17 protein-coding genes and 1 pseudogene are annotated in these 22,010 nt (G+C 73.0%); 6 read left to right on the top strand and 12 right to left on the bottom strand.

What is annotated here, in order from left to right; all coding sequences use genetic code 11:
- From ACFUUZ_RS09985 to ACFUUZ_RS09955, 7 genes are all read right to left on the bottom strand, one after another.
- Positions 1 to 1,707: a thiamine pyrophosphate-binding protein gene (locus ACFUUZ_RS09985; RefSeq protein ID WP_378694467.1), complete on the bottom strand. Its 1,707-nt coding sequence runs from the start codon at positions 1,705 to 1,707 to the stop codon at positions 1 to 3.
- On the bottom strand, positions 1,697 to 2,620 hold the full coding sequence (locus ACFUUZ_RS09980; RefSeq protein ID WP_378694465.1) for an SDR family NAD(P)-dependent oxidoreductase: 924 nt from the start codon (positions 2,618 to 2,620) through the stop codon (positions 1,697 to 1,699). Before ACFUUZ_RS09980 ends, ACFUUZ_RS09985 begins: the two co-directional genes overlap by 11 nt.
- Positions 2,621 to 2,684: 64 nt before the next feature.
- Positions 2,685 to 4,508 (bottom strand): flavin-containing monooxygenase, encoded by a 1,824-nt coding sequence (locus ACFUUZ_RS09975; RefSeq protein ID WP_378694463.1) that lies wholly within the window; start codon positions 4,506 to 4,508, stop codon positions 2,685 to 2,687.
- A gap of 11 nt (positions 4,509 to 4,519) precedes the next feature.
- The gene (locus ACFUUZ_RS09970) at positions 4,520 to 5,872 is read right to left on the bottom strand and encodes an SRPBCC family protein (RefSeq protein WP_378694462.1); all 1,353 of its coding nucleotides are present in this window, start codon (positions 5,870 to 5,872) and stop codon (positions 4,520 to 4,522) included.
- 20 nt (positions 5,873 to 5,892) lie between these two features.
- A complete protein-coding gene (locus ACFUUZ_RS09965) occupies positions 5,893 to 6,738 on the bottom strand; it encodes an SDR family NAD(P)-dependent oxidoreductase (protein ID WP_378694460.1) in 846 nt (281 codons plus the stop codon).
- Between the two features lie 127 nt (positions 6,739 to 6,865).
- Positions 6,866 to 8,461, bottom strand: a complete 1,596-nt coding sequence (locus ACFUUZ_RS09960) for an SMP-30/gluconolactonase/LRE family protein (RefSeq protein ID WP_378694458.1) — start codon at positions 8,459 to 8,461, stop codon at positions 6,866 to 6,868.
- Positions 8,462 to 8,705: 244 nt separating this feature from the next.
- Positions 8,706 to 9,512 (bottom strand): FadR/GntR family transcriptional regulator, encoded by an 807-nt coding sequence (locus ACFUUZ_RS09955; protein ID WP_378694456.1) that lies wholly within the window; start codon positions 9,510 to 9,512, stop codon positions 8,706 to 8,708.
- Positions 9,513 to 9,634: 122 nt separating this feature from the next.
- Between ACFUUZ_RS09955 and ACFUUZ_RS09950 the strand changes: the two genes are divergently transcribed.
- From ACFUUZ_RS09950 to ACFUUZ_RS09930, 5 genes are all read left to right on the top strand, one after another.
- Positions 9,635 to 10,804, top strand: a complete 1,170-nt coding sequence (locus ACFUUZ_RS09950) for an acyl-CoA dehydrogenase family protein (RefSeq protein WP_378694454.1) — start codon at positions 9,635 to 9,637, stop codon at positions 10,802 to 10,804.
- Positions 10,805 to 11,073: 269 nt separating this feature from the next.
- Positions 11,074 to 12,012, top strand: a complete 939-nt coding sequence (locus ACFUUZ_RS09945) for an acyl-CoA dehydrogenase family protein (protein WP_378694452.1) — start codon at positions 11,074 to 11,076, stop codon at positions 12,010 to 12,012.
- A gap of 1 nt (position 12,013) precedes the next feature.
- Positions 12,014 to 12,784, top strand: a complete 771-nt coding sequence (locus ACFUUZ_RS09940; RefSeq protein WP_378694450.1) for an enoyl-CoA hydratase/isomerase family protein — start codon at positions 12,014 to 12,016, stop codon at positions 12,782 to 12,784.
- Positions 12,785 to 12,842: 58 nt separating this feature from the next.
- Positions 12,843 to 14,027, top strand: a complete 1,185-nt coding sequence (locus tag ACFUUZ_RS09935) for an acyl-CoA dehydrogenase family protein (RefSeq protein ID WP_378694448.1) — start codon at positions 12,843 to 12,845, stop codon at positions 14,025 to 14,027.
- On the top strand, positions 14,024 to 15,130 hold the full coding sequence (locus tag ACFUUZ_RS09930; RefSeq protein ID WP_378694446.1) for an acyl-CoA dehydrogenase family protein: 1,107 nt from the start codon (positions 14,024 to 14,026) through the stop codon (positions 15,128 to 15,130). The genes ACFUUZ_RS09935 and ACFUUZ_RS09930 overlap by 4 nt, the downstream gene beginning before the upstream one ends.
- Positions 15,131 to 15,361: 231 nt before the next feature.
- Here ACFUUZ_RS09930 and ACFUUZ_RS09925 read toward each other — a convergent pair.
- Positions 15,362 to 16,123 (bottom strand): annotated as a pseudogene (locus tag ACFUUZ_RS09925) (LysR family transcriptional regulator); the annotation flags it as partial.
- A gap of 70 nt (positions 16,124 to 16,193) precedes the next feature.
- On the opposite strand from ACFUUZ_RS09925, the gene ACFUUZ_RS09920 reads away from it, so the two are divergent.
- Positions 16,194 to 17,027, top strand: a complete 834-nt coding sequence (locus ACFUUZ_RS09920) for a TIGR03620 family F420-dependent LLM class oxidoreductase (protein WP_378694444.1) — start codon at positions 16,194 to 16,196, stop codon at positions 17,025 to 17,027.
- Positions 17,028 to 17,310: 283 nt separating this feature from the next.
- On the opposite strand, the gene ACFUUZ_RS09915 is transcribed toward ACFUUZ_RS09920, so the two are convergent.
- From ACFUUZ_RS09915 to ACFUUZ_RS09900, 4 genes are all read right to left on the bottom strand, one after another.
- Positions 17,311 to 18,984, bottom strand: a complete 1,674-nt coding sequence (locus tag ACFUUZ_RS09915) for an AMP-binding protein (RefSeq protein ID WP_378694441.1) — start codon at positions 18,982 to 18,984, stop codon at positions 17,311 to 17,313.
- 11 nt (positions 18,985 to 18,995) lie between these two features.
- Positions 18,996 to 20,168 carry a MaoC family dehydratase N-terminal domain-containing protein gene (locus tag ACFUUZ_RS09910; protein ID WP_378694439.1) on the bottom strand — a complete coding sequence of 391 codons (1,173 nt, stop codon included), beginning with the start codon at positions 20,166 to 20,168 and terminating at the stop codon, positions 18,996 to 18,998.
- Between the two features lie 9 nt (positions 20,169 to 20,177).
- Complete coding sequence (locus ACFUUZ_RS09905; RefSeq protein ID WP_378694437.1) at positions 20,178 to 21,161, bottom strand: MDR family oxidoreductase; 984 nt, start codon at positions 21,159 to 21,161, stop codon at positions 20,178 to 20,180.
- A 123-nt stretch (positions 21,162 to 21,284) separates the two neighbouring features.
- Entirely contained in the window at positions 21,285 to 22,001 is a 717-nt protein-coding gene (locus ACFUUZ_RS09900) for an SDR family NAD(P)-dependent oxidoreductase (RefSeq protein WP_378694435.1), read from the bottom strand.
- Positions 22,002 to 22,010: the final 9 nt, after the last annotated feature.

Here is a 22,010-nt window from a genome sequence, read left to right as displayed (position 1 = left end):
TTACTGCATCCCCTCGGCGTACCAGGTGCGGAACTCGTCGTAGCTGGGCATTTCTTCGGAGTTGGCCTTGGGGTCGACCACCACGTGGATGACGCCGGGGCGGCCGCTGGCGTAGGCGCGCTTGATGGCGGGCGCGATGTCCTCCTCGCGCTCCACGTACTCGCCGTAGCAGCCGAACCCCTCCGCGACCTTGTCCAGCCGGGTCTCGGTGCTCCAGTGCGTGCCGGTCTCCAGCGAGCCCTGGCCGAACAGCCCCTTGTAGACGCCGACCTCCAGCCCCCAGGAGTAGTCCACCGCGACAACGCAGACCAGCGGCAGGTTCAGCCGGGCCGCGGTCTCCAGCTCGCCGATGTGGAAGAGGAACGACGAGTCGCCGGTCACCAGCATGAGCGGGCGCTTGCGGCCGTCGGCCACCGAGGCGCCGATGGCGTAGGGGAGCCCGGTGCCGAGGTGCCCGAAGTTCTGGTTCCAGATCACGTCGTGCGGCTTGGCCTGCGAGTAGGTCCAGCCGAAGATGGTCGTGGCGCCGCCGTCGCGGACCATGATGCCCTCCGGCGGGAACGCCTTCGTGGCCTCGACGATGAGCCGGGCGGGGTGCACCGGGCTCTGCCCGGAGGGCGCGGTCTCGGCCAGCTCGGCCAGGCGCGCGGCGTCCTGCTCGATCCAGCCCGCCAGCTCGGGGGTCGCGGTGCGCGGGGTGTCCTTCAGCGCCTCGACCAGCTGCGGCACGATGGCGCGGAGGTCACCGACGAGCGGGACGTCGATCGGCCGGTTCACCCCGATGGCCTCCGGATTCTGCTCCACCAGAATCCATTTCCGGTTCGCCTCGCCCGCCACCCAGTGCCTGCCGACGCCGTAGTGCACCGGCTCGCCCAGCTCGGTGCCGATCGCCAACACCAGGTCGGACTGCACCACCGCGTCGATGGACGAGGGCGAGAAGCCGTAGGCGAAGGTCCGGTCCTCCAGCCCCTCGATGAACGAGGTGCCGCCGGAGGTCTGGATCACCGGCACCGCCATGAGCTCGGCCAGCGCCCGCACCGACGCCCCGGCGCGGGTGGTGTGCACGCCGTGCCCGACGATGAGAATCGGCTGCTTCGCGGCCCGGATGAGCGCCGCCGCCTCGTCGATGCGGTCCTGCCCCGCGGTCTGCCCGACCAGCCGGTAGCGGTGCGGCGGCAGCGGCTCCGGGACGTCCAGCTCCTCCTGGATGATGCCCTTGGGCCACTCGATGTAGACCGGGCCGGGGGTGCCGGTGAGCGCCCGGCGCAGCCCCTCGCGGATGATCTCGTCGGTCTGGTCGGCGTACTCGATGCTGGCGTGGTACTTCACCGACGGCGCGAAGAGCTCGGCCTGCTTGACGAACTGGATCCGGCCGCGGCGCACCCGCTGCTCGGTGATCCTGGCGCGCTGCCCGCCCAGGAAGATGACCGGCGAGTTCTCCACCTTGGCGCACTGGATGGCGCCCGCCATGTTCGCCATGCCGGGCCCGAGCGTGCCGATGCAGACCGCCGCCGTGCCGGTCATCCGGGAGACCGCCTCGGCCATGAACCCGGCCGTCTCCTCGTGGTGCGGCGCGATGACGTTCCAGCCGCGCTCCTCGGCGAGGTGGAACATGTGCACGAAATTCGGGTCCGGGATGCCGAATACGGTGGTGATGCCCTCGGCTTCGAAGAGCTGGATGATGCGTTCGTAGACCTTAACCGACATGCTGCGCACCCTCCGTGGCCAGCGCGAAACTTCTCGTCAGATGCTCGACGTGCCCGGTGCTGGTGGGCAGGATCCAGGAGTTCGCGGTGTCCCGGATCTCGTCGATGCGCGCGCCGACCTGCTCGACCGTCCACGCGGGCTGGTACACCCCGGCGGTCTCGGCGAGGTAGACGCGGGCGACCCGCCCGGCCACCGCGGCGTAGATCTCGCCGGAGACCGAGCAGGATTCGTGCGCGAGCCAGCCGACGGCGGGCGCCGTCAGCTCGGGGCCCATGGGCGGGTAAGCGGAGGTGTCCAGCCCGTCCGCCAGCCGGGTGACCGCGGCGGGGACGATGACATTGCTGCGCACGCCCACCTCGGCGCCCTCCAGGGCGATCACATTGGAGAGGCCGATGACGCCCGCCTTCGCCGCCGCGTAGTTCGCGACGTTCTTGTTCCCGTACACCCCGCCGATGGACGAGGTGAGCACCACCCGGCCGTAGCCGGCGTCGGCCATGACCGGGAACGCGGCCCGCGCCACGTGGAACGCGCCGCGCAGGTGGACGTCGAGGACCGCCTCGAAATCCTCGTACGGCATGTCGCGCAGCGAGCCGTAGCGGACATTGCCCGCATTGTGGATCAGGATGTCGAGCCTGCCGAAGCGGTCGAGCGCGGTGTCGATGATCGCCCGACCGCCCTCCGGGGTGGCGACCGAGTCGGTCGAGGCGGCGGCGGTGCCGCCCGCCGCCGCGATCTCGGCGACCACGTCGGCGGCCGGACTACCGATCACCTCGTCGCCGCGCACGCTGCTGCCGAGGTCGTTCACGACGACGCGCGCGCCGCGGGCGGCGAGCAGCAGGGCGTACGCGCGCCCCAGCCCGCGCCCGGCCCCGGTGATCACGGCGACCCGCCCGTCATAGCGCAGCTCGCTCATCGCGGCCCGCCCGTCTTCGGAGCGGCCGCGCGGCACCCGCGTCCCGGCCGGCGGAGAACGGCGCTCACTTGCCGAGCTCCAACCCGGGCAGCTCGCCGGTGTCCCGCCACGCCTGCAGGACGTCCTCGAAGGCGTAGAACCCGGGCCAGTACGGCTCGCCGAGGTGCGAGCGGATCTGCCGCTCGCCCTCGTTGTTGTAGTAGCCGGGCGTGCACTCACGCTGAAAACTGGTGTTGTCCACCGCGGTCTCCCGAACCGTGGTGCACCACTCCTGAACCGCCTGCGGCGTCGGCTCGATCGAGGTGACCCCGGCCCCTTCGGCGTGCGCCAGGATGTAGGCGATGTGCCCGGCCTGCTGGTCGAACATGTCGGTGGTGCTCGCGGTGACCCCGCCCTGGATGAACCCGGTGAAGAAGATGTTCGGGAAGCCGCGGGTGGTGAGCCCGTGCAGCGTCCTGTACCCGTCGCCCCAGTGCTCGTAGAGCGAGAGCCCGTCGCGCCCGGTGAAGGGCGCGATCCCGAGCCGCCGGTCCAGGTCGGTGGTGATCTCGAAGCCGCTGGCGAAGATGATGCAGTCGACCTCGTGCTCGACCCCGTCGGCGACGATGCCCTTCGCGGTGATCCGCTCCACGCCCTTGGTCTTCGAGACGTCGACCAGGGTCACGTTGTCCCGGTTGAAGGTGGGCAGGTACTCGTCGTTGAAGCACGGCCGCTTGCACAGGAAGCGGTAGTACGGCTTGAGCGCCGCCGCGGTCGCGGGATCGTGGACCAGGGCGTCCACCCGCCGCCGCACCCGCTCCATGGCCCGGTAGTCGGCGAGTTCGCGCAGCTCCATGAACTTCTCCGGGGTGAGCGTGGCCCAGCCCTCGGTGGCGGTGATCTCCGCCTCCACATTGCGGCTCACCTCGGTCCAGCCGTCGCAGATCAGGTCCGGCTGGCCGGGCGCGAACGCCTCGAAGGCGGCGGTGTGGAAGTTGCGCTTGCGCTCCCTGGTCCAGCCCGGCTTCAGGGATGCCGCCCACTCGGGGTCGGTCGGCACGTCGCCGCGCTCGTAGACGTAGGAGGGGGTGCGCTGGAAGACGTACAGGTGCTCGGCGGATTTCGCCAGGTGCGGGATGACCTGGATGCCGCTGGCGCCGGTCCCGATCACCGCGACCTTCTTGCCCGCGAGCCCGTCCAGCCCGCCCTTCATGCTGCCGCCGGTGTAGGCGTAGTCCCAGCGGGCGCTGTGGAAGGTGTGCCCCTCGAACTCCGAGATTCCGGGGATGCCGGGCAGTTTCGGCTTGTTGAACGGTCCCTGGGCCATGATCACCCAGCGCGCCCGGATGGCGTCGCCGCGGTTGGTGCCGATGGCCCAGCGGCCGCTCGGCTCGTCCCATTCCAGCGACTCGACCAGCGTGCTGAAGATCGCGCGCTCGTAGAGGTTGTAGTGCTTGCCGATCCGCTGCGCGTGCTCGAAGCACTCGTCGCCGCGCGCGTACTTCTCGGTCGGCATGTAGCCGGTCTCCTCGAGCAGCGGCAGGTAGGCGTAGCTGTCGGTGTCGCACTGGATGCCGGGGTAGCGGTTCCAGTACCAGGCGCCGCCGAAATCGCCGCCCAGCTCGATGATCCGGAAGTCGGTGACGCCCGCCTCCTGCAGCCGGGCGGCGGCGATCAGCCCGGCCCAGCCGCCGCCGAGGATGGCGACCCCGATCTCGCCGGTGATCGGCTCGCGCGGCTCCACCGCGGTGTACGGGTCGCCCGCGTAGAACTCGTCGAAGCCGTCCTCGGTGACGAGGTACTGGCCCTGCCCCTCGGTCCGCAGCCGCTTGTCCCGCTCGGCGAGGTACGTCGCGCGCAGCGCGGCGAGATCGACCTCGGGGGTCTGCGTGGGTGCACAGTCGGTCATGGGGTGGTCCTTCAGCTCAGCTCGGTGGGTTCGCCGGTGCCCATGTACCTGGCGAGGTTGTGGTGCAGGTTGACGACGCTGCGCTCGCGGTATGGGTTCGGCTTGGGGCCGGAGAAGCCGCGCGACTTCATGCCCTGCTGCACGGCGGCCATGTTGTCGAAGTCCTGCGGCAGCACGCTGCGCCAGCCGGGGTCGCCGACCGGGGTGTACTCCCACTGCGTCTCCGGCTCCTGCCCCTCCGGGAAGAGCTCGAAGACCGCGGCCTCGAAGATGCACTTGTCCGGGTCGGTGCCGTACGGGCGGAAGCGGTAGCAGAGCATGTTGTTCACCGCGTGCCCGATCTGGAAGTTCGGGAAGATCTGCCACGCGGTGCCCGCCTGTGCCACCACCGAGGGGTCGACCTTGGGCCAGTCCACGCCGCGCGCCTGGTCCTCCGCGCGGGCGGTGTCCAGCCAGTAGCGCAGCACCTGGTCGCTCGGGGTGCCCTCGGGCAGCTCGTCCACCAGCCGGTTGGCGACGTCGACCAGGGTGCGGGTGGTGTTGGTGTTGGCGTTCTCCCAGGTGAAGTTCTGCAGCGTCGCGGTGGAGACCCTGGCGTCGGCGCCGCCGCCGACCCGCAGCTTGGCCTGGTTCTCCTCCATGCCCTTCGGCGCGTCGTAGCCGATGTTGGAGTGCTTGCCCTGCGCCCGCGCCCAGCCCAGGAAGCTGCCGAAGTTGGCGAACTCCGGGTGTGTGTAGGGCACGTGGTAGGTCTCCATGAAGGCCTCGAAGGCGACCTTCCAGTTGCAGTCGAACTCGACCCAGCGGCGCCAGCGGTACCGCATCTTCTCCAGCTCGAAGTGCTCGAGCAGCGCGGCGGCGGGGTTCAGGTAGTCGCGCAGCGGCTCGGCTTCCGGATCCATGGTGATCCAGAGCCAGCCGCCCCAGGTGTCGACCCTGACCTGGTTGAGCCCGTCGTTGCGCTCGGTGAGGGCGCAGCTCCAGTCCTCGCGCTCCGGCACGAAGGTGTTGCGGCCCTCCAGGTCGTAGCGCCAGCCGTGGAAGCCGCAGACGAACTGCTTGGCACTGCCGCGCGCGTCGTGCGCACCGGGCGGGGTGTCCACGAGCCGGCGGCCGCGGTGCGCGCAGACATTGTGGTAGGCGCGGAAGGTGTGCTCCGCGGTGCGCACCACCAGGATGGAGTCGTTCATGATCTCGTAGGTCAGGTAGTTGCCGACCCGCGGGATCTCCTCCACCCGGCCGACCTGCTGCCAGACCTTCGCCCACAGCTTCTCGCCCTCGGCGCGCGCGTACTCCGGCGAGATGTAGGCGTCGACGCCGATCTCCACCGGGGTCGAGAGCGGTTCCGTTGCGTTGTCGGTCATGACGTTTCTCCCGATCGGGGTCAGCGGGTGATGGCGGCGCGGAAGTCCTCGTTCTCCAGGAAGAGCGAGGTGTGGTCGGCGCCGAGGTGGGTCCACTTGAGGTTCAGGCCGCCGTCGACCAGCAGCGTCTGGCCGGTGATGTAGCTCGACAGGTCGGAGAGCAGGAACAGGATCGGCCCGGCCTGCTCCTCCGGGGTGCCGCGGCGGCCCATGGCGATGGCGGTGCGGTCGCGCTCGGGGTCGTCGCCGACGTAGGCGGTGGAGGCGGGGGTCGCGGTGACGCCGGGGGCGACCGCGTTCACCCGGATTCCGGTCTGTGCCAGCTCCACCGCGAGGGTTCGGGTGGCGGCGACCAGCGCGGCCTTGGCGGTGCCGTAGGCGATGTGGAACGGGGCCGTGTTCATGCCGCTGATCGAGGACAGGGAGACGATCGAGCCGGGGTGGTTCGCGGCCTTCAGCTCGGCGGCGACCGCCTGGCTGAGGAAGAACATGGTCTCCAGGTTCTGCGCGAAGAGCGCGCGCCAGTCCTCCCTGGTGACCCTGGTGGCGGGCATCCAGGTGGTCGGGGCCGCCCCGCCCGCGATATTGACCAGGCCGTGCAGCTCGCCGTCGGCGGCGCGGGCGCGCTCCAGGATGCTCGCGACACCCTCATCGGTGCCCGCGTCGGCGGCGAAGGGGATGACCGGGAGGCCCGCGTCGGCCAGGGGTTCCACGTGCGTGGCCAGGTTCTCCTTGCCGCGGCTCACCGCGATCACCGTGGCGCCCGCCCTGGCGATGAGTCTGGTGACGGCGGTGCCGATGCCGCCGCCGCCCGCGCCTGCGACGATCACCACGCGGCCGGCGAGGCCGAGATCGATGTCGCTCATGCCGCGTACCTCCTCGATATGGTTGGGATCTCCGCGCGGCAGCGCTCGAGCGGGCTCGTGCTCCGCCGCGGCACGGTCGCGGACCGCTCGCGGTCGCGCTGCGCGGCGCCGGGCCGGTGCACCGCCATCACCCCTCGATGCGGACGGCGAGGACGCTGCCCTCGGCGTCGGCGGAGACGTAGACGGTGCCGTCGGGGCCCGCGGCGATCCCGGCGAACGGGCCCATCGGGCCGGAGAACGGCGGGGTGCCCTTGAGCGGCTTGGGGACGACGCCCTCCGGCGCGCCGAGCGGCAGCTGCGCGGCAAGCGTCTGCCTGGCCTTGGTGACGAGGTCGACCGCGATCAGCGCCTTCAGCCCGACATCCACGATGAGCAGCTGATTGCCGCGCACCAGGATGCCGTGCGGCGTCTCCAGGCCGTCCACCACGGTGTCGACCCCGCCCCGGCCCGCCGTGACGATCCGCCCGGCGCCGGACTCGGAGACGAGCACCGCCCCGTCCGGCCCGAAGGCGACGCCGATCGGGCGCTGCAGCCCGGAGGCGAGCACCTCGGTCTGTCCGCCGCGGATCGAGGCCACCTTGCCGGTGCCCGCGTCCGCGGTGACGATGGTCCCGTCGGCGGCGACCGCGACCCCGTAGAGCTGGTCGAAGCCGTCGGCGACGAGCGCGGTCTCCGGCTCCGGGCCGTGCTTGTAGGTCACGATCTGCCCGAGCGAGGTCGAGCCGACGAACTCGCCGACGCCGGTGGCGGTCACGCCGCGCAGGTAGCCGGGGGTATTGAGGCTGAACAGCGAGGCGATCACCTGGAGCGCGCCGTCGCGGTGCTCGTAGAGGAAGGTGCCGTCGGCGACGTAGAGCGTGCCGTCCGGGCCGACGGTGAGGTCCAGCGGCCACAGCAGCCCGCCGGGCAGCACCGATGTGCTCTCGCCGCCGCCGAGCACCTCGGTGATCGCGCCATCGAAGCTGGAGACGAAGAGCCTGCCGTCGACGAAGGTGCAGTTGTCCAGGCCGGGCGCGAGCTGGGCCAGCACCTCGCGGTCGCCGGTGCGCGGGTCGATGCGCAGCACCTGCCCGGAGCCCGCCTGCGTGGAGACGATGAACCCGGCGGCGTCGAACTTCACCGAGTCCGGGCCCGCCAGGTCGCCGACGACCCGCTCCGGGGTTCCGCCGTCCGGGTCGATGCGCCAGATGTCGCTGGTGCCCATGACCGGGTAGTAGAGGAGCCCGTCCGGGCCGACCTCCATGGCGTTCGGCATGGGCAGGTTGTCCTGCAGCACGATCGGCGCGGAGCCGTCCAGCGGCAGCTCCATGAGCCGCCCGCCGATCCGGCACTCGTTCACGAAGAGCCTGCCGTTGTGCACGGTGATGCCGTTGGCGCCGGGCAGGTCGTCGCGGAGCACCCGGCTGCTGCCGTCGGCGCCGCGCACGCTGACCCTGGCGTCCATGTACTCGGTGGCGATCAGGTTGCCCGCCGGGTCGAAGGCGATGTCGTCGGGGGCGACGATGTCGCCGCCCTTGGCGCTGATCGTCTCCAGCTCACCGGTCCCGACGTCGAGCGCGCTGATCTGGCTGCCCGCGACCTGGGCGATGTAGATCCGGCCGTCCGGGCCGGTGCGGAGGCCGTTGGCGCCGAACAGCCTGCTGGGCGGCGTGCGCCGCTCGACGCTGACGCCATCGGCGAGGGTGAACGGAGTGGTGGTGCTGTAGCGCGCCCCTCGAGTCAAGGCGGAGCCTCCCGTGCGAATCGGAGGAGTGTGTCGCGGGCCACGCTACGTCAATCCTCACAAGGATTGCAATACTTGCCGTGAGTGTGGAAATCCGAAGGTGGGCAAGGCTCCTGGAGTGGGCGCGCGAAATCGGCCGGTGCCTGCGCGGGGTGCGCAATGGTGCCGGAATGTGATATGGAAGAATTTGAGAATGAGATTACCCAACCCGTGCGCGGGAAGGGCGGGTATCGCCGAAAGCGGGCTACAGCCGGGTGCGCGACACCGTCTGCATGGCGAGCCGCGCGCCCGCCGACGAGGCGTTCACCACGCCGCCGTCGAACCGCTCCAGGACGACGGCCTGGCTGGCGGTGAGGTGGGTCCGGTAGAGCCGCTCGGCCTCCGCGGCGCGGCCCGCCTCGATCTCCCTGGCGATCCTGCGGTGCGTGCGGACCACCGCGTCGGCCTCGTCGCCGGAGGGGTACTCGCCCTGCTCGGTGATCGCCTCGGCCCAGGCCTCCTCCTGTGCCGACCACAGCGTGACCAGCGTGCTCACCACGTAGCGGACGGTGAGGTTCGGGGTATGCGCGACGATCAGGTCGTGGAACTCGCGGGCGGTGTGCGTGAAGGCGACGCCGTCGTCGAGCAGCTCCGCGGACTTCTCCACGTTCTCGGTGAGCGCGGGGACGACGGTCTCGGCGCGGTCCGGCCTGCCCGCGCACTCGGCGGCGCACTGCGGCTCCAGCATGCGCAGCCCGGCGGCCAGGTCGCCGAGGGTGACGCGGGCGCCCTGCAGCGCGAGGCCGAGGTGGTAGGCGGCGGAGGTCGCGTCCGGGCGGTGCACCTCGGCGCCGCCGACATTGCCGCGGCGCACGGTGACCAGCCCCTCGGTCTCCAGGATGCGCAGCGCCTCGCGGATCGACGGGTAGCTGACCCCGAAGTCCTGCACCAGCTGGTCCTGGGTGGGGAGCCGGTAGGTGTCGTCGCCCGCCAGGATGCGGGTGCGCAGCTCGGCGGCGACGGTCTCGGCGATCCGGCGCTGCGGCACCCGGCCGCGGCGGGCGCTGGTCACCGCTGCCGCCCGTCGCCGGTCCGCCCGCGGGTCGCTCTCACCGTCATGGCGGCAGTGTAGTCAGCGGAGGATGACCATACAAACATTGCTATCCTTATGAGGATTGAAGTACCGTGCGTCGCATGGACTTCACGATGGGTTCGGCCGCCGCGGAGCTGCGCGGCGAGCTCCGGCGGTTGATCGCCGCGGAGGTCCCGGCGGGCTTTCTCGGCGCCTTCACCGACGATCCCGCGGATCTGGCGGTGGCGCAGCGATTCTGCGCGGTGCTGGCCGAGCGCGGGCTGCTCTGCGCGGCCTGGCCTGCGGAGTTCGGCGGGCGCGGCGCCTCGGTGTGGGAGCAGACCGCGGTCCGCGAGGAGATGTGGGCGCAGCACGAACCGCGCGGCGCCCAGTACATGGGCGTGAACTGGGTCGGGCCGACCATCATGCGGCACGGCACCGAACAGCAGCGGCGCGCGCACCTGCCGCCGATCGCGCGCGGCGAGGTCATCTGGTGCCAGGGGTTCAGCGAGCCGGACGCGGGCTCCGACCTCGCCTCGCTGCGCACCGCCGCGCGGCGGGACGGGGACGGGTGGGTGATCTCCGGGCAGAAGATCTGGACCTCCTACGCGACCATGGCGCAGTGGTGCTTCCTGCTCGCGCGCACCGGGGCCGGTGACCGGAAACAGCAGGGGCTCACCGTTTTCCTGCTGCCCATGTCGGCGCCGGGCATCCAGGTGCGGCCGATCCGCTCCATGCTCGGGCCGCACCACCTGAACGAGGTCTTCTTCGACGGGGTGCGGGCGACCGGGGCCGATGTGCTCGGGCGGGTCGGGGACGGCTGGTCGGTGGTGCGGGAGGTGCTGGCCTTCGAACGGGTCGGGATCGCGCGCTACGCCCGCTGCGAGCGGTTGCTGCGCACCGCGCCGGAGGTGCTCGGGGCGCGCTGGGCGGCGCTGCCCGCCGGGCTGCGCGGGCGCTGGGCCCGCATGCTCGTCCGGGCCAGGCGGGCGCGGTTGCTGGCGTACCAGGTGCTCGCCACGCAGAGCACCGGCAAGGTCGATCCCGCCGACACCGCGGCCTACCGGATCGCGGTCACCCGGCTGGACCAGGAGAGCGCCGCGCTGCTCACCGAGCTCGCGGCGCACGTACCGGACGAGGAGGGGGAGCGGCGGGTGTTCCGCCGGGCGGTCGACGACCACTGGCGGTACGCGAATGCCGCGACCGTCGCCTCGGGGAGTATCGAGATGCAGCAGATCCTGCTGGCGCGGGCGCTGCTCGGCGCCGGGCGCCGGAACGGGGAGGCGGCATGAGCGCCGCGGCCGTCCCGCCCGAGGGGGCGGTGTCGGCGGCGGCCGGGGTGGGTCGGGCGGACGGCGCCGCAGGGGTCCCGGATGTCGGGGTGCGGCCGCCGGATCGAGCTGCGGGCCACTCGGCGGACCGGGGCGCTCGGGCAGGCTCGGCTGCGGGCCACTCCGCGGACGGTGGCGCTCCGGCAGGCGCGGCCGGGGACAGCTCGGCGGACGGGGGTGCTCGGCCGCGGGCGGGCTCGGTCGCGGAGAGCTCAGCGGACGGGGGTGCGATGCAGATCGAATTGTGTGACGAGGCGCGGGAGTTCGGGGCGCAGGCGCTGCGGGCGCTGCGCGCTGCGGGCGGGGACGAATTGGTGCAGCGGGCGGAGGCGGAGCCGGGGCTGCGGCACGGGCTGATCGCGCCGGTGCTGGAGCGGCTCGGGGCGTGGGAGTTGGCGCCGTACCGCGACCCCGTCGAGCTGGAGGCCGCGGCGGCGCTGTGCCGGAGCGCGGGCTACTGGGCGGTGCCGTATCCGGTGGCCGAGCGGCTTGCCCGGCCTGCCGATCTCGGGGTGGACGCGCTCGTCGCGGTGGCGGGGCCGGAATCGGCCGCCGCGCTCGCCGGGCTCGACCTGCGGGTGGCGGCGGTCGGGCTGGGCGGCGAACGTGGCCTCGTGCGGGCACTGCCTGCGACAGGTACCGCGCGGGAGACCGCGTTCGTGGTGCCGATCGCGGTCGAGCCCGTCGACACCGCGGGCGACCCCGCGCTCGCCCTGACCCTGCCCGGCTGGACCCTGCTCGGCATGCTCGACCGCGCGGTCGAGCTGGCCCGCGCGCACGTCCTGCTCCGCGAGCAGTTCGGCAGGCCGCTGGCCGAGTTCCAGTCGGTGCAGTTCCAGCTCACCGATGCCGAGGTGGAGCGAAGGGGCGTTGAGATGCTGGCCCGCTACGCGCTCTGGAGCATCCAGGCGGGCCGCCCCGAGGCGGTCGCCGACGCGCTGGCGCTGCGGTTGGCCGCGCTGGAGGCGGCGGAGACGGTGTTCCGGGTGGCGCACCAGGTGCACGGCGCGCTCGGCTTCTGCGACGAGGCCGCGCTCTCCTGGCTCTCCCGGCACAGCCTGCCGCTGCGCAGGCTCCCGCTCGGCCGCACCGGCACCGAGGACGCCCTGGCCCGCCGCATCGGCAACGCCGGGCTGGCCGGGCTCTTCTCCGACCCGCCGGGGGTGTGACATGGAGCTACCTCCCGGCCTCACCATCACCGCGGACGGCCCGGTGCGCACCGTGCTCATCGACCGCCCGGACGAACTCAATGCCGTGAACGCCGACCTGCACCGCGCGCTCGCCGAGGTCTGGCGGCACCTGGCCGCGGACACCGGGGCGCGGGCGGTGGTGCTGACCGGCGCGGGCCGCGCCTTCAGCGCGGGCGGCGACCTGAACTGGATCACCTCGTTCCTGGACGACCCGGTCGCGCGGGACGAGAGCATCCGCGAGGGCGCGCAGATCATCGAGGAGCTGCTGCGCTTCCCGCTGCCGGTGATCGCGGCGGTGAACGGCGCCGCCATGGGGCTCGGCGCGAGCATCGCGGTGCTCTGCGACATCGTGCTCATGTCCGAGCAGGCCTACCTGGCCGACCCGCACGTCGCGGTCGGGCTGGTCGCCGGGGACGGCGGCGCCGCCTTCTGGCCGCTGCTCACGCCGATCCTGCGGACCAGGGAGTTCCTGTACACCGGGGATCGGATCGATGCCGCCACCGCCGTGCAGGTGGGGTTGGCGAGCCGGGTGGTCGCGCCCGCGGCGCTGCTCGCCGAGGCGCACGCGCTGGCCCACCGGCTAGCCGCGCAGCCGGTGGAGGCGCTGCGTGGTACCAAGCGGGTGGTGAACATGTACCTGTCGCAGGCGTTGGGCGGGCCGATGCAGGCGGGGTTCGCGGCGGAGGTGGTGTCGATGCAGAGTGCGGAGCACCGGGATCGGTTGCGGGCGTTGCGGGATCGGGCGCGATGAGAGCCCGCGGTGACCGTGCCGCGCTCCGGGAACGCTGTGCCGGTCGGGAGCGGATGTGATGAGAGTGACGGCATGGCCGGAGGATCTCGGCGTGTTCCGGGAGCAGGTCCGGGAGTGGTGTTCGCGCGAGATACCGAGCGATTGGCGGCGGGCGCAGACCGGGGTCACCGGCGCGGAGTTCGTCGCGTTCCAGCAGGACTGGTTCCAGCGGCTGCGCCGCGCGGGGTTCGCGGTCCCGCACTGGCCCGCGGAGTACGGCGGCGGCATGCCGGTCGCGCACCAGATCGTGCTCTACCAGGAGTTGGCCGCGCACGACGCGCCGCGCCTCGTCCTCGCCTTCGTCTCGGTGCACCACGCCGCCGCCACCCTGCTCGGCGCGGGCACGCCGGAACAGCGGCGCGAGCACCTGCCCGCCATCCTGAACGGCGAGATCTGGGCCCAGGGCTTCTCCGAACCGGGCGCGGGCTCGGACCTGGCCGCGCTGCGCACCACCGCCCGCCGGGACGGCGACCACTACGTCGTCACCGGCCAGAAGGTCTGGGCCAGCGGCGCCCAGTACGCCGACCGCTGCCTGCTCCTGGCCCGCACCGACCCGGCGGCGCCCAAGCGGCGCGGAATCTCCTACTTCCTGCTCGACATGCGCAGCCCCGGCATCGAGGTGCGGCCCATCCGGCAGGCCACCGGCGACGCGCACTTCTGCGAGATCTTCCTGGACGAGGTGCGGATCCCGGCCGCGAACCTGATCGGCGCGGAGCACCGGGGCTGGCAGGTCGCGCAGCAGACGCTCGGCGCCGAGCGCGGGCTGACCATGCTCGAGCTCGCCGAACGGCTCGCCAACGTCGGGTTCCGCCTGCTGGTCGCGGAGGCACGGGTGCACGACGATCCGGTGGTGGACGACCGGCTGGCCGCGCTGGAGATCGAGCTCACCGGGTTACGGGCGCTCTGCCGCGACCTGGTGGAGCGGCACGAGGCCGGGACGGCGGGGCCCGCCGATGCCTCGGTGGTCAAGCTCTTCTACAGCGAACTGCTGCAGCGGATGACGGACTTCGGGGCCGAGCTCGGCGGGGTCGGCGCGCACACGGTGCTGCGCAAACCCCTGTCCGGGGGGTGGGAATCGGGGGCCTGGGTGCTGGATTTCGTCGGCTCGTGGGAGTGGACCATTCCCGGCGGGACCAGCGAGATCCAGCGCACCATCATCGGCGAGCGCGGGCTGGGGCTGCCGCGGGAACCGGTGCTGCCGTGAACGCCTTCGCCGAATTCCACGACGAACTGCGCTCCGTCGCTCGGCAACTGCTCGCCGAGGACGGGGCGGTGCCGTGGGACACCGTCGCCAGGGCCGGGTGGCCGGGGCTCGCGGTGCCGGAGGAGTTCGACGGGGCCGGGGCCGGGGTCGCCGAGGCGGCGGTGCTGCTGACCGAGGTCGGCCGGGCCGCCGCCCGGACCGCGCTGCCCTCGGTGCTGGCGCTGAGTGTGCCCGCGCTGCTCGCCGTCGGCGCCGACCCGCTGCGCGACGAGGTGTTGCGCGCGGTTGTCGCGGGGCGGACGGTGCCGGTCGTGGTGCTGAGCGGTGACGCACCGGTGGCGGGTCCGGTCGAGTCCGGTAGTGCGCGGCCGGATTCCGCGCCGGCTTCGCGGTCGGACAACGAGGTGGAGTCGTCCGGTGTTGCGGCGCCTTTCCGGTGGGAGCGTGGCCTGCTCACCGGCACCGCGCACTTCGTGCTCGACGCCCCGTCGGCGGACCTGCTGCTGATTCCGGTTGTCGACCCCGACGGCGGAACAGTGCTCGCCGCGGTCGATCCCGAATCGGTCACCCGCACCCCGGCACCGCTGGTGGACGCGACGAGGACGGTCGGCACCGTCACGGCCGACGCGGTGGAGCCGCGCGCGGTGTGGCGCTTCGAGACGCCGATCGCGCTGAGCGCGCGGGCAGCGCTGGCGACGGCCTGCGACTCGCTCGGGATCGCCGAGGCCATGCTCGACGCGACCGTCGCCTACGTGCGGGTGCGGGAGCAGTTCGGCCGCCCGGTCGGCTCGTTCCAGGCGGTCAAGCACGCCTGCGCCGACATGCTGGTCCGGGTCACGGTCGCCGGGCACCTGGTCGCCGCGGCGGTCGATGCCGTGCAGAACGTCGCACCCGATGCGGAGACCGCCGTCGGCATGGCCAAGTCCTACGCCACCGAGGCCGCGGTCTCCGTGGCGGGCGCCGCCATGCAGCTGCACGGCGGCTACGGCTACACCTGGGAGAGCGGCATCCACGCCCACCTCAAGCGCGCCACCCTCAACCGCGCCCTCTTCGGCACGCCCGCCGCCCACCGCCGCACCCTCGCCGCCCGCTACCGCGAGTAGACGGGCGAGGGCCCGCGCAGCGTGCCCGCATTCGGCACCCGAACTGTGCCCGGGGTAGGACCGGAGTCCGCTTCGATCCTTCGGCGCGGTGGACGAAAGCGCTACCGCGGCATGGGCGGCGGTGTCCCGAGCGCATCGGCGAAGGCGGGTGCCGCGCAGAGCGCCGCGTGGCCGGGGCCGACGGCGGGCACCACGACGCTGCCGGTGATGGTGACCGCGGGGGGTGAGCGGGATCGCGGCGATCCGTACCGAGCCGAGCTCGCCGATCTGGTCGGCGGGCAGCACGGTCCAGCTCTCCGGATCGGCCCCGATCTCGATGACCGCGTCCCTGGCGGCCCCGGCGGGCCGCCCGAGCCGCGGCCGCACCCCGGACTCGCGCACCGCGGTCGCCACCGCGTCGTGCAGCTGCCGGTCGTGCTCCCGCGCGGGCATGCGCAGCACCCCGCCCGCCAGATCCTCGAACGACACCGTGGCCGCCTCGGCCGCGGGATGCCGATGCGAGACCACGGCGAGCAGCGGCTCGGTCCAGGTGGGCAGCACGGTGAACCCGGGCGCGGCGACCTCCCCGCGCGCCAGCACCAGATCCAGCTCCCCGCGGCGCAGCGCGCGCAGCCGGGCGGCGAGCGGCAGATCCACCAGCACCACGTCGAACGGCTCGCCCGCCTCGCGCAGCGCGTCGATGCCGCGCTCCAACCGCGCGCCGAGCCCGGGCGCGATCCCGATCCGCAGGGTGACGGCGGGGGTGCCCGCGGCCACCCTGACCTCGTCGGCCGCGACGAGCGCGGTCCGCGCCGCCGCCAGCACCCGCTGCCCGGCGGTGGTGAGCCGGACCCGGCGCGGCGACCGGTCCAGCAGCCGCACCCCGAGTTCCCGCTCCAACCGGGCCACCTGCTGACTCACCGCGGGCTGCGCGATGTGCAGCCGCTCGGCGGCCCGGCCGAAGTGCAGCTCCTCGGCGACCGTCACGAAGTACCGGAGCGCCCGCAGTTCCATAAGCGGAGCTTATCGCTGCGCGTGCGGTCCGGGGCTGGCCCACCCCCGGCACGGCTGCTGAAGTCGTTGCATGGGTATCGAATTGGGGTTGCTCGGGGCGCACCTGCGCGAGCACGAGGTGGATCCGGCGGGCGCGGCGCGGCTGGAGGAGGCCGGGATCGGCACGCTCTGGCTGGACGCCTCGCCGCCCGCCGACCTGGCCTACGCCGAGCGGCTGCTCGCGGCGACCACCCGGCTCACCGTCGCCACCAGCGTGGTGAACGTGTGGTCGGCGCCCGCGGCGACGGTGGCGGCGTCGTACCACCGGATCGCCGAGCGGTACCCGGAGCGGTTCCTGCTCGGGATCGGGGTCGGGCACCGGGAGGTGGACGCCGCGTACGCCTCGCCGTACGACACGCTCGCCGCCTACCTGGACGCGCTGCGCGCGGCCGGGGTGCCGCGGGAGCGCATCGTGCTCGCCGCGCTCGGCCCGCGCATGCTGCGGCTGGCGGGGGAGCGGGCGGGCGGCACGGTCCCGTGCCTGGTCACGCCGGAGCACACCCGCCGGGCCAGGGAGCTCATCGGCCCCGACCGGCTGCTGCTCCCCGGCCATTTCGCGCTGCTGGAACCGGACCCGGTCGCGGCGCGGGCGCTGGCCCGCTCCGGCCCGCCCGGCACCGCGCTCGCCGTCACCAACTACGCCGCCAACCTGCGCCGCCTCGGCTACACCGACGCCGACCTCGCCGACACCGGCAGCGACCGCCTCATCGACGCGCTCGCCCTGCACGGCACCGCCGCCGACATCCTCGCCGGCCTTGCCGCCCATCGCGCCGCGGGCGCCGACCACGTCGGCATCTACCCCCTCGGCCCCGACCCCGTCACCACCCTCTGCACCCTCGCCGCCGAGGCACGGACCCACCGGTGATCCCGCAACCGGCGCGCCACAGTGGCGCCGAACACGCGCACCGGCGGGTATGGCAGGCCGAACGCTCGGAATCGCACCCGCGCGAAGGAGTCCGGGCGCAGAACGGCCGCCGCCGTCGCGATTCTCGATCGGCACGCGCGGGCTCCGGGGCCGCCGAGCGCGGGTAGCGTCCGCGGCCCCCGGATCGCTCCGCGCGCGAGGGGCTCCGGGACCGACTCCGTTGTCGGCCCCCGGAACCTCTCGCGCCCCCTTCCGGCACCACGCCGCTGTGGCGCCGGAAACCTCAGCCCGCCAACCGCTGCGCGGCCAGCTCCCGCAGCTCGGACGACTTGATCTTCGCGCTCCCGGTCAGCGTGAACTCCTCCTCCGCGAAGAGCAGCACGTGCCGCGGCACCTTGTAGCTGGCCAATCGTTCGCGCAGGAACCCGCGCAGCGCGTCCCCGTCCACCTCGGCCCCGGCCCGCGGCACCACGCAGGCCACCACGACCTCGCCGAGCGTCTCGTGCGGCACCCCGACCGTGCGCCCCACCTGCACCCCGGGAAACCGCGCCAGCTCCTCGTCCACCTCGAGCGGCGAGACATTGGCCCCGCCGGTCTTGATGATGTCGGTGAGCCTGCCCTCCCAGAAGAGCCGGTCGGACTCGTCCAGGTGCCCGCCGTCGCCGGTGTGGAAGTACCCGTCGGCGTCCACCGTCTCGTCCAGCGGGACACCGAGGTACCCGAGCATGAGCGTCGGCCCCTTCACGCAGATCTCCCCGCTCTCGCCGCGCGCCAGCACCGCCCCGGTGAGCGGGTCGGCGATCTTGACCGTCACCCCGGGCAGGGGAAGCCCGCTGCTGCCCGCGTGCACCTCGTCCGGGGTGCAGGCGGGGTAGCAGGTGGTGATGGTGAAAGTCTCGGTATTGCCGTAGGCGTGTCCGCACTCGGTCCACTCCGTGGCCACCGTCGGGTGCGCGGCGGCGGGGGTGTGCTTGTCCACGAAGGTCAGCCCGCTCAGATCGGCCGCCGCCCAGTTCGGCGCGGCCGCCAGCTGGGCCCACTGGTGCGGCCACGCCACCGGGAAGGTGACCCGCTCGGACTCGAGCAGCGCCACCGCATCGGCCGCGTCGAAGAGCCGCTGCAGCACCAGCGTCCCGCCCGCGGCGAGCGTGGCGCCGAGCGCCTGGCCGAAGTTGCCGGACCAGAAGAAGCCGTTCGCGGTCCAGCAGCGCACCTCGTCCTCCGGGCCGAAGCCGAACATCCGCGCGAAGCGCCACATCTGCACCGCCACCCCGCGGTGCGCACTGCGGATCCCCTTGGGTTTGCTGGTGGTGCCCGAGGAGAAGAAGAGCACCGCGGTGTCACCGGGCTGCACCGAATCCGCCGCCGCGTGCACCAGCTCGACCGGCTCGCTCGCCCCGCGGGCGAGGAAGGCGTCCCACCCCTCGATGGCCCCGCCCGGTGGCTCCCCGACCACGGCCAGGTGCCGCAGGAACGGGTACGCGGCCGAGCGCAGCTCGCCGGGGGCGGTGTCGGCGACGGCCGGTTCGAGGTCGGTGAGCACCGCCGCGAAGTCGGCGCGCGCCACGTGCCGCTCGACGAGCAGCACCGAGACGCCGGAGACGCGCAGCAGGTGGTCCAGCTCGGCCGGGGTGGAGAAGGTGCTCAGCGCCACCGCGACCCCACCGGCCAGCGCGGTGCCGAAGACGGCGGCCAGCCACTCCGGCCGGTTGGTCATGAGCACGCCGACGCGCGAGTCCTTCCCGACCCCGGCGGCGCGCAGCGCCTGCGCGACCTCGACGGCGTGCGCGTGCAGTTCCCGATACGTCCAGCTCGGGCCGCCGGGGACGCGCAGCGCCTCCCGATCCCCGTAGCGAGCGGTGACCTCGCGCAGGAAGCCGGGCAGGGTGAGCGGGCCGAGGCCGGGTTCGTCGGCGAGCGGGGGTCCCGCGGCGATGGCGGGGGAGACGGTGGTCATGGTCCGGCCCCTCAGTGCGGGAGTTCGATCTCGGCGAGGCAGCTGACCAGGGTGCCGGAGTTCTGGTCGGTGAGCTTCAGCTTCACCTGCACCAGCGGCACGCCCCACGCCGAATCGGTGATCTTGTCCACGATCTCGGCGTCGAAGTAGGTGACGTCGCCCTCGAAGGCGGGCAGCCGGAAGTCCGCCTTGGTGTGCCGGACCATGCCGTCGTTGCCCGCCCAGTAGCCGAGGTAGTCGGTGCACCAGGCGCCCATGGTGGCGCCGTAGCCGTAGGCCCTGGCCATGCCGACCTCGCCCGCCTTGTCGCCGTCGATGTGCCCGCGGGACGGCCCGACGTAGAGGCCGTCGCGCTTGCGCGGGTCGATCCTGGCGCCCTCCTCGTCGAAGGCGAACCCCTCGGTCCAGCCCGGGTCCTGGTTGATCCACGGATCCTGGATCCCGGGCGGGGCGACCCAGCCGAAGGTGCCCCAGATATTGAAGAGGAAGGCGCGGTACTCGGTGGTGAAGGTGGCGATGCTGTGCGGGCCGATCACCCGGCGCGGCAGCTTGTCGCCGACCTTCACCTCGTCGAAGTGCGGGGAGACGCCGAGCCGGTTGGAGAGGATCCACTCGTGCCGCAGCTGCTCCACCTCGGTGAGCTCCGCGGCGGTCCAGCGCTTGACCTCGCCGAGCTGGTTCTCGTACATGCCGCGCTTGGTCGCCTCCTCGGCGAGGTAGCGAATGGCGGTCGACCGCTCGCGGGCGACGAGGACGCCGTGCTGGTTGCGGTGCGTGGTGTCGCCGCGGGAGAACATGGTCGGGCCCGCGAACTTGGTGTCGGCCACCTTGTAGTCGTGGAAGCGGCGCTCCTGGAACAGGGTGTCGCCCGGGCGCACCGGGGCGCCGTAGAACCACCACTCCTCGCCGCCGAAGATCAGGTGCGAGCCGGGGATGTGGCCGACGCAGGCCGGTTGCGCGCCGTGGCCGTAGTCCAGTGCCACCGCGATGGACTGCGGGGCGATCAGCCCGCCGTAGCGGGATTCGCGGGCGAACTCGTGGTCCCAGTGCAGTGGGTTCGGGTAGTCCATCGCCATCACCCAGCGGCGGATGTCCGAGGTGCTGCACGGGTCCCAGAGCTGCCCGCCGCCGACGGGCTTGCCCACCCGGTGGTCGACGTCGGAGAGGTCGAGTTCGATGCTCACGGCTGCTCCTCAGCGGTTCACGTCGACGACGAGGCGACCGCGCACGGACCCGTCGATGAAGCGGCCCGCGGCGGCGATCGCCTCGCCCAGCGGGATTTCGGTGGCGATGGCGTCCAGCGCGGCGGGGTCCAGGTCGCGGGCGAGCCGCGCCCACGCCTCGAGCCTGCGCTCCTTCGGCGCCTGCACGCTGTCGATGCCGAGCAGCGTCACCCCGCGCAGGATGAACGGCGCGACCGTGCCGGGCAGGTCCATGCCCTGTGCCAACCCGCAGGCCGCGACCGCGCCGCCGTAGCGGGTCTGTGCGGCGGCGTTCACCAGCGTGTGGCTTCCCGCCGTCTCGACCACCCCCGCCCAGCGCTCCTTCTGCAGCGGCTTCCCGCGCTCGCCGAACTCCGCGCGGTCGAGCACGGTGCTCGCCCCGAGCCCCTTCAGGTACCCGGCCTCGGCCGCCTTCCCGGTCGCCGCCGCGACGGTGAACCCGGCCGCGGTGAGCAGCGCGATGGCGATGCTGCCGACCCCGCCGGTCGCCCCGGTCACCAGGATCTCGCCGTCCGCCGGGGTGACCCCGAAGCGCGCCAGCGCCGCCACGCACAGGCTCGCGGTGTACCCGGCGGTGCCGATCGCCATCGCCTGCCGCGCGTCGAAGGCGGACGGCAGCGGGATCAGCCAGTCGCCGTTCACCCTGGCCCGCTGCGCCAGCCCGCCCCAGTGCGTCTCGCCGACGCCCCAGCCGTTCAGGACCACGGCATCGCCCGCCGACCAGTCCGGGTGCGTGCTCTCGGCGACCACGCCCGCGAAGTCGATGCCGGGGACCATGGGGAACCGGCGCACCACCGGCGAGGAGCCGGTGATGGCGAGCGCGTCCTTGTAGTTGAGGGTGGAGTAGGCGACGTCGACCGTCACGTCCCCCTCCGGCAGCGCGCTGTCGTCCACGCTGGTCAGCGCCGCGGTCGTGCCCGCGTCGCCCTTCTCGATGAGTAGTGCCGAAGACATCGCCGAGAGTGTCCTTCCTCCGGTCGGAGCTGATTCTCATCGCCGATGAGAATCAGATTCTCCTATGGGTAAAATTATGCTTCCATCAGGGGTGCGGGGTGTCAACCGGCTCGTGCCGGAAGTTCAGCGGGCGGTCCAGCCGCCGTCCACGACGACGGTCTGCCCGGTGACGTAGCGCGCGGCATCGCCCGCCAGCCAGGTGATGGCGCCGACCAGGTCCGCGGCGGTGCCCTCGGTGCGCAGCGGGGTGTTGCGGCGCAGGTAGGCGGCGCCGCGCTCGTCGGCGTAGAGGCTGTCGGTGATCTCCGAGCGGAAGAAGCCGGGCGCCACCGTGTTCACCCGGATCGAGTGCCGCGCCCACTGCACCGCCAGCTCCGCGGTGAGCCCGGAGAGCCCCGCCTTGCTCGCCGCGTAGGAGGCCTGCGGGATGCCGGGCACGCCGACCCGCCCGCTGATCGAGGAGACGTTCACGACGGCGCCGCCGCCCGCACCGCGCATGTGCGGGAAGACCGCCTGCGCCAGCAGGAACGGCGTCACCAGGTTCAGCCCGATGGTGTCGTGCACGGCGTCGAGCGGCTCGTCCTCGGCGCGCGCGGTGGTGAAGCGGTTCCCCGCGGCGTTCACCAGGATCGTCGGCGGGCCGAGGTGCTCGACGACCGCGGGCACGACGGTGGCGACCTGGGTGGGGTCGCCGAGGTCGCGGGCGATCGGCAGCCCGTCGATCCGCGCGGCCAGCTCGGCGAGCCGGTCCGCGCGCCTGGCGACCACCGCGACCCGCGCGCCCAGCTCGGCCATGGTCTCCGCCACCGCCGCGCCGAGCCCCGATGAGGCGCCGGTCACGATCGCCAC

Origin of the sequence: Nocardia sp. NPDC057353 (assembly GCF_042667085.1) — a bacterium.
Taxonomy (GTDB): Bacteria; Actinomycetota; Actinomycetes; order Mycobacteriales; family Mycobacteriaceae; genus Nocardia.
Note: the sequence above shows the minus strand (reverse complement) of the source record. Positions and strands in the feature narration are given on the sequence as shown.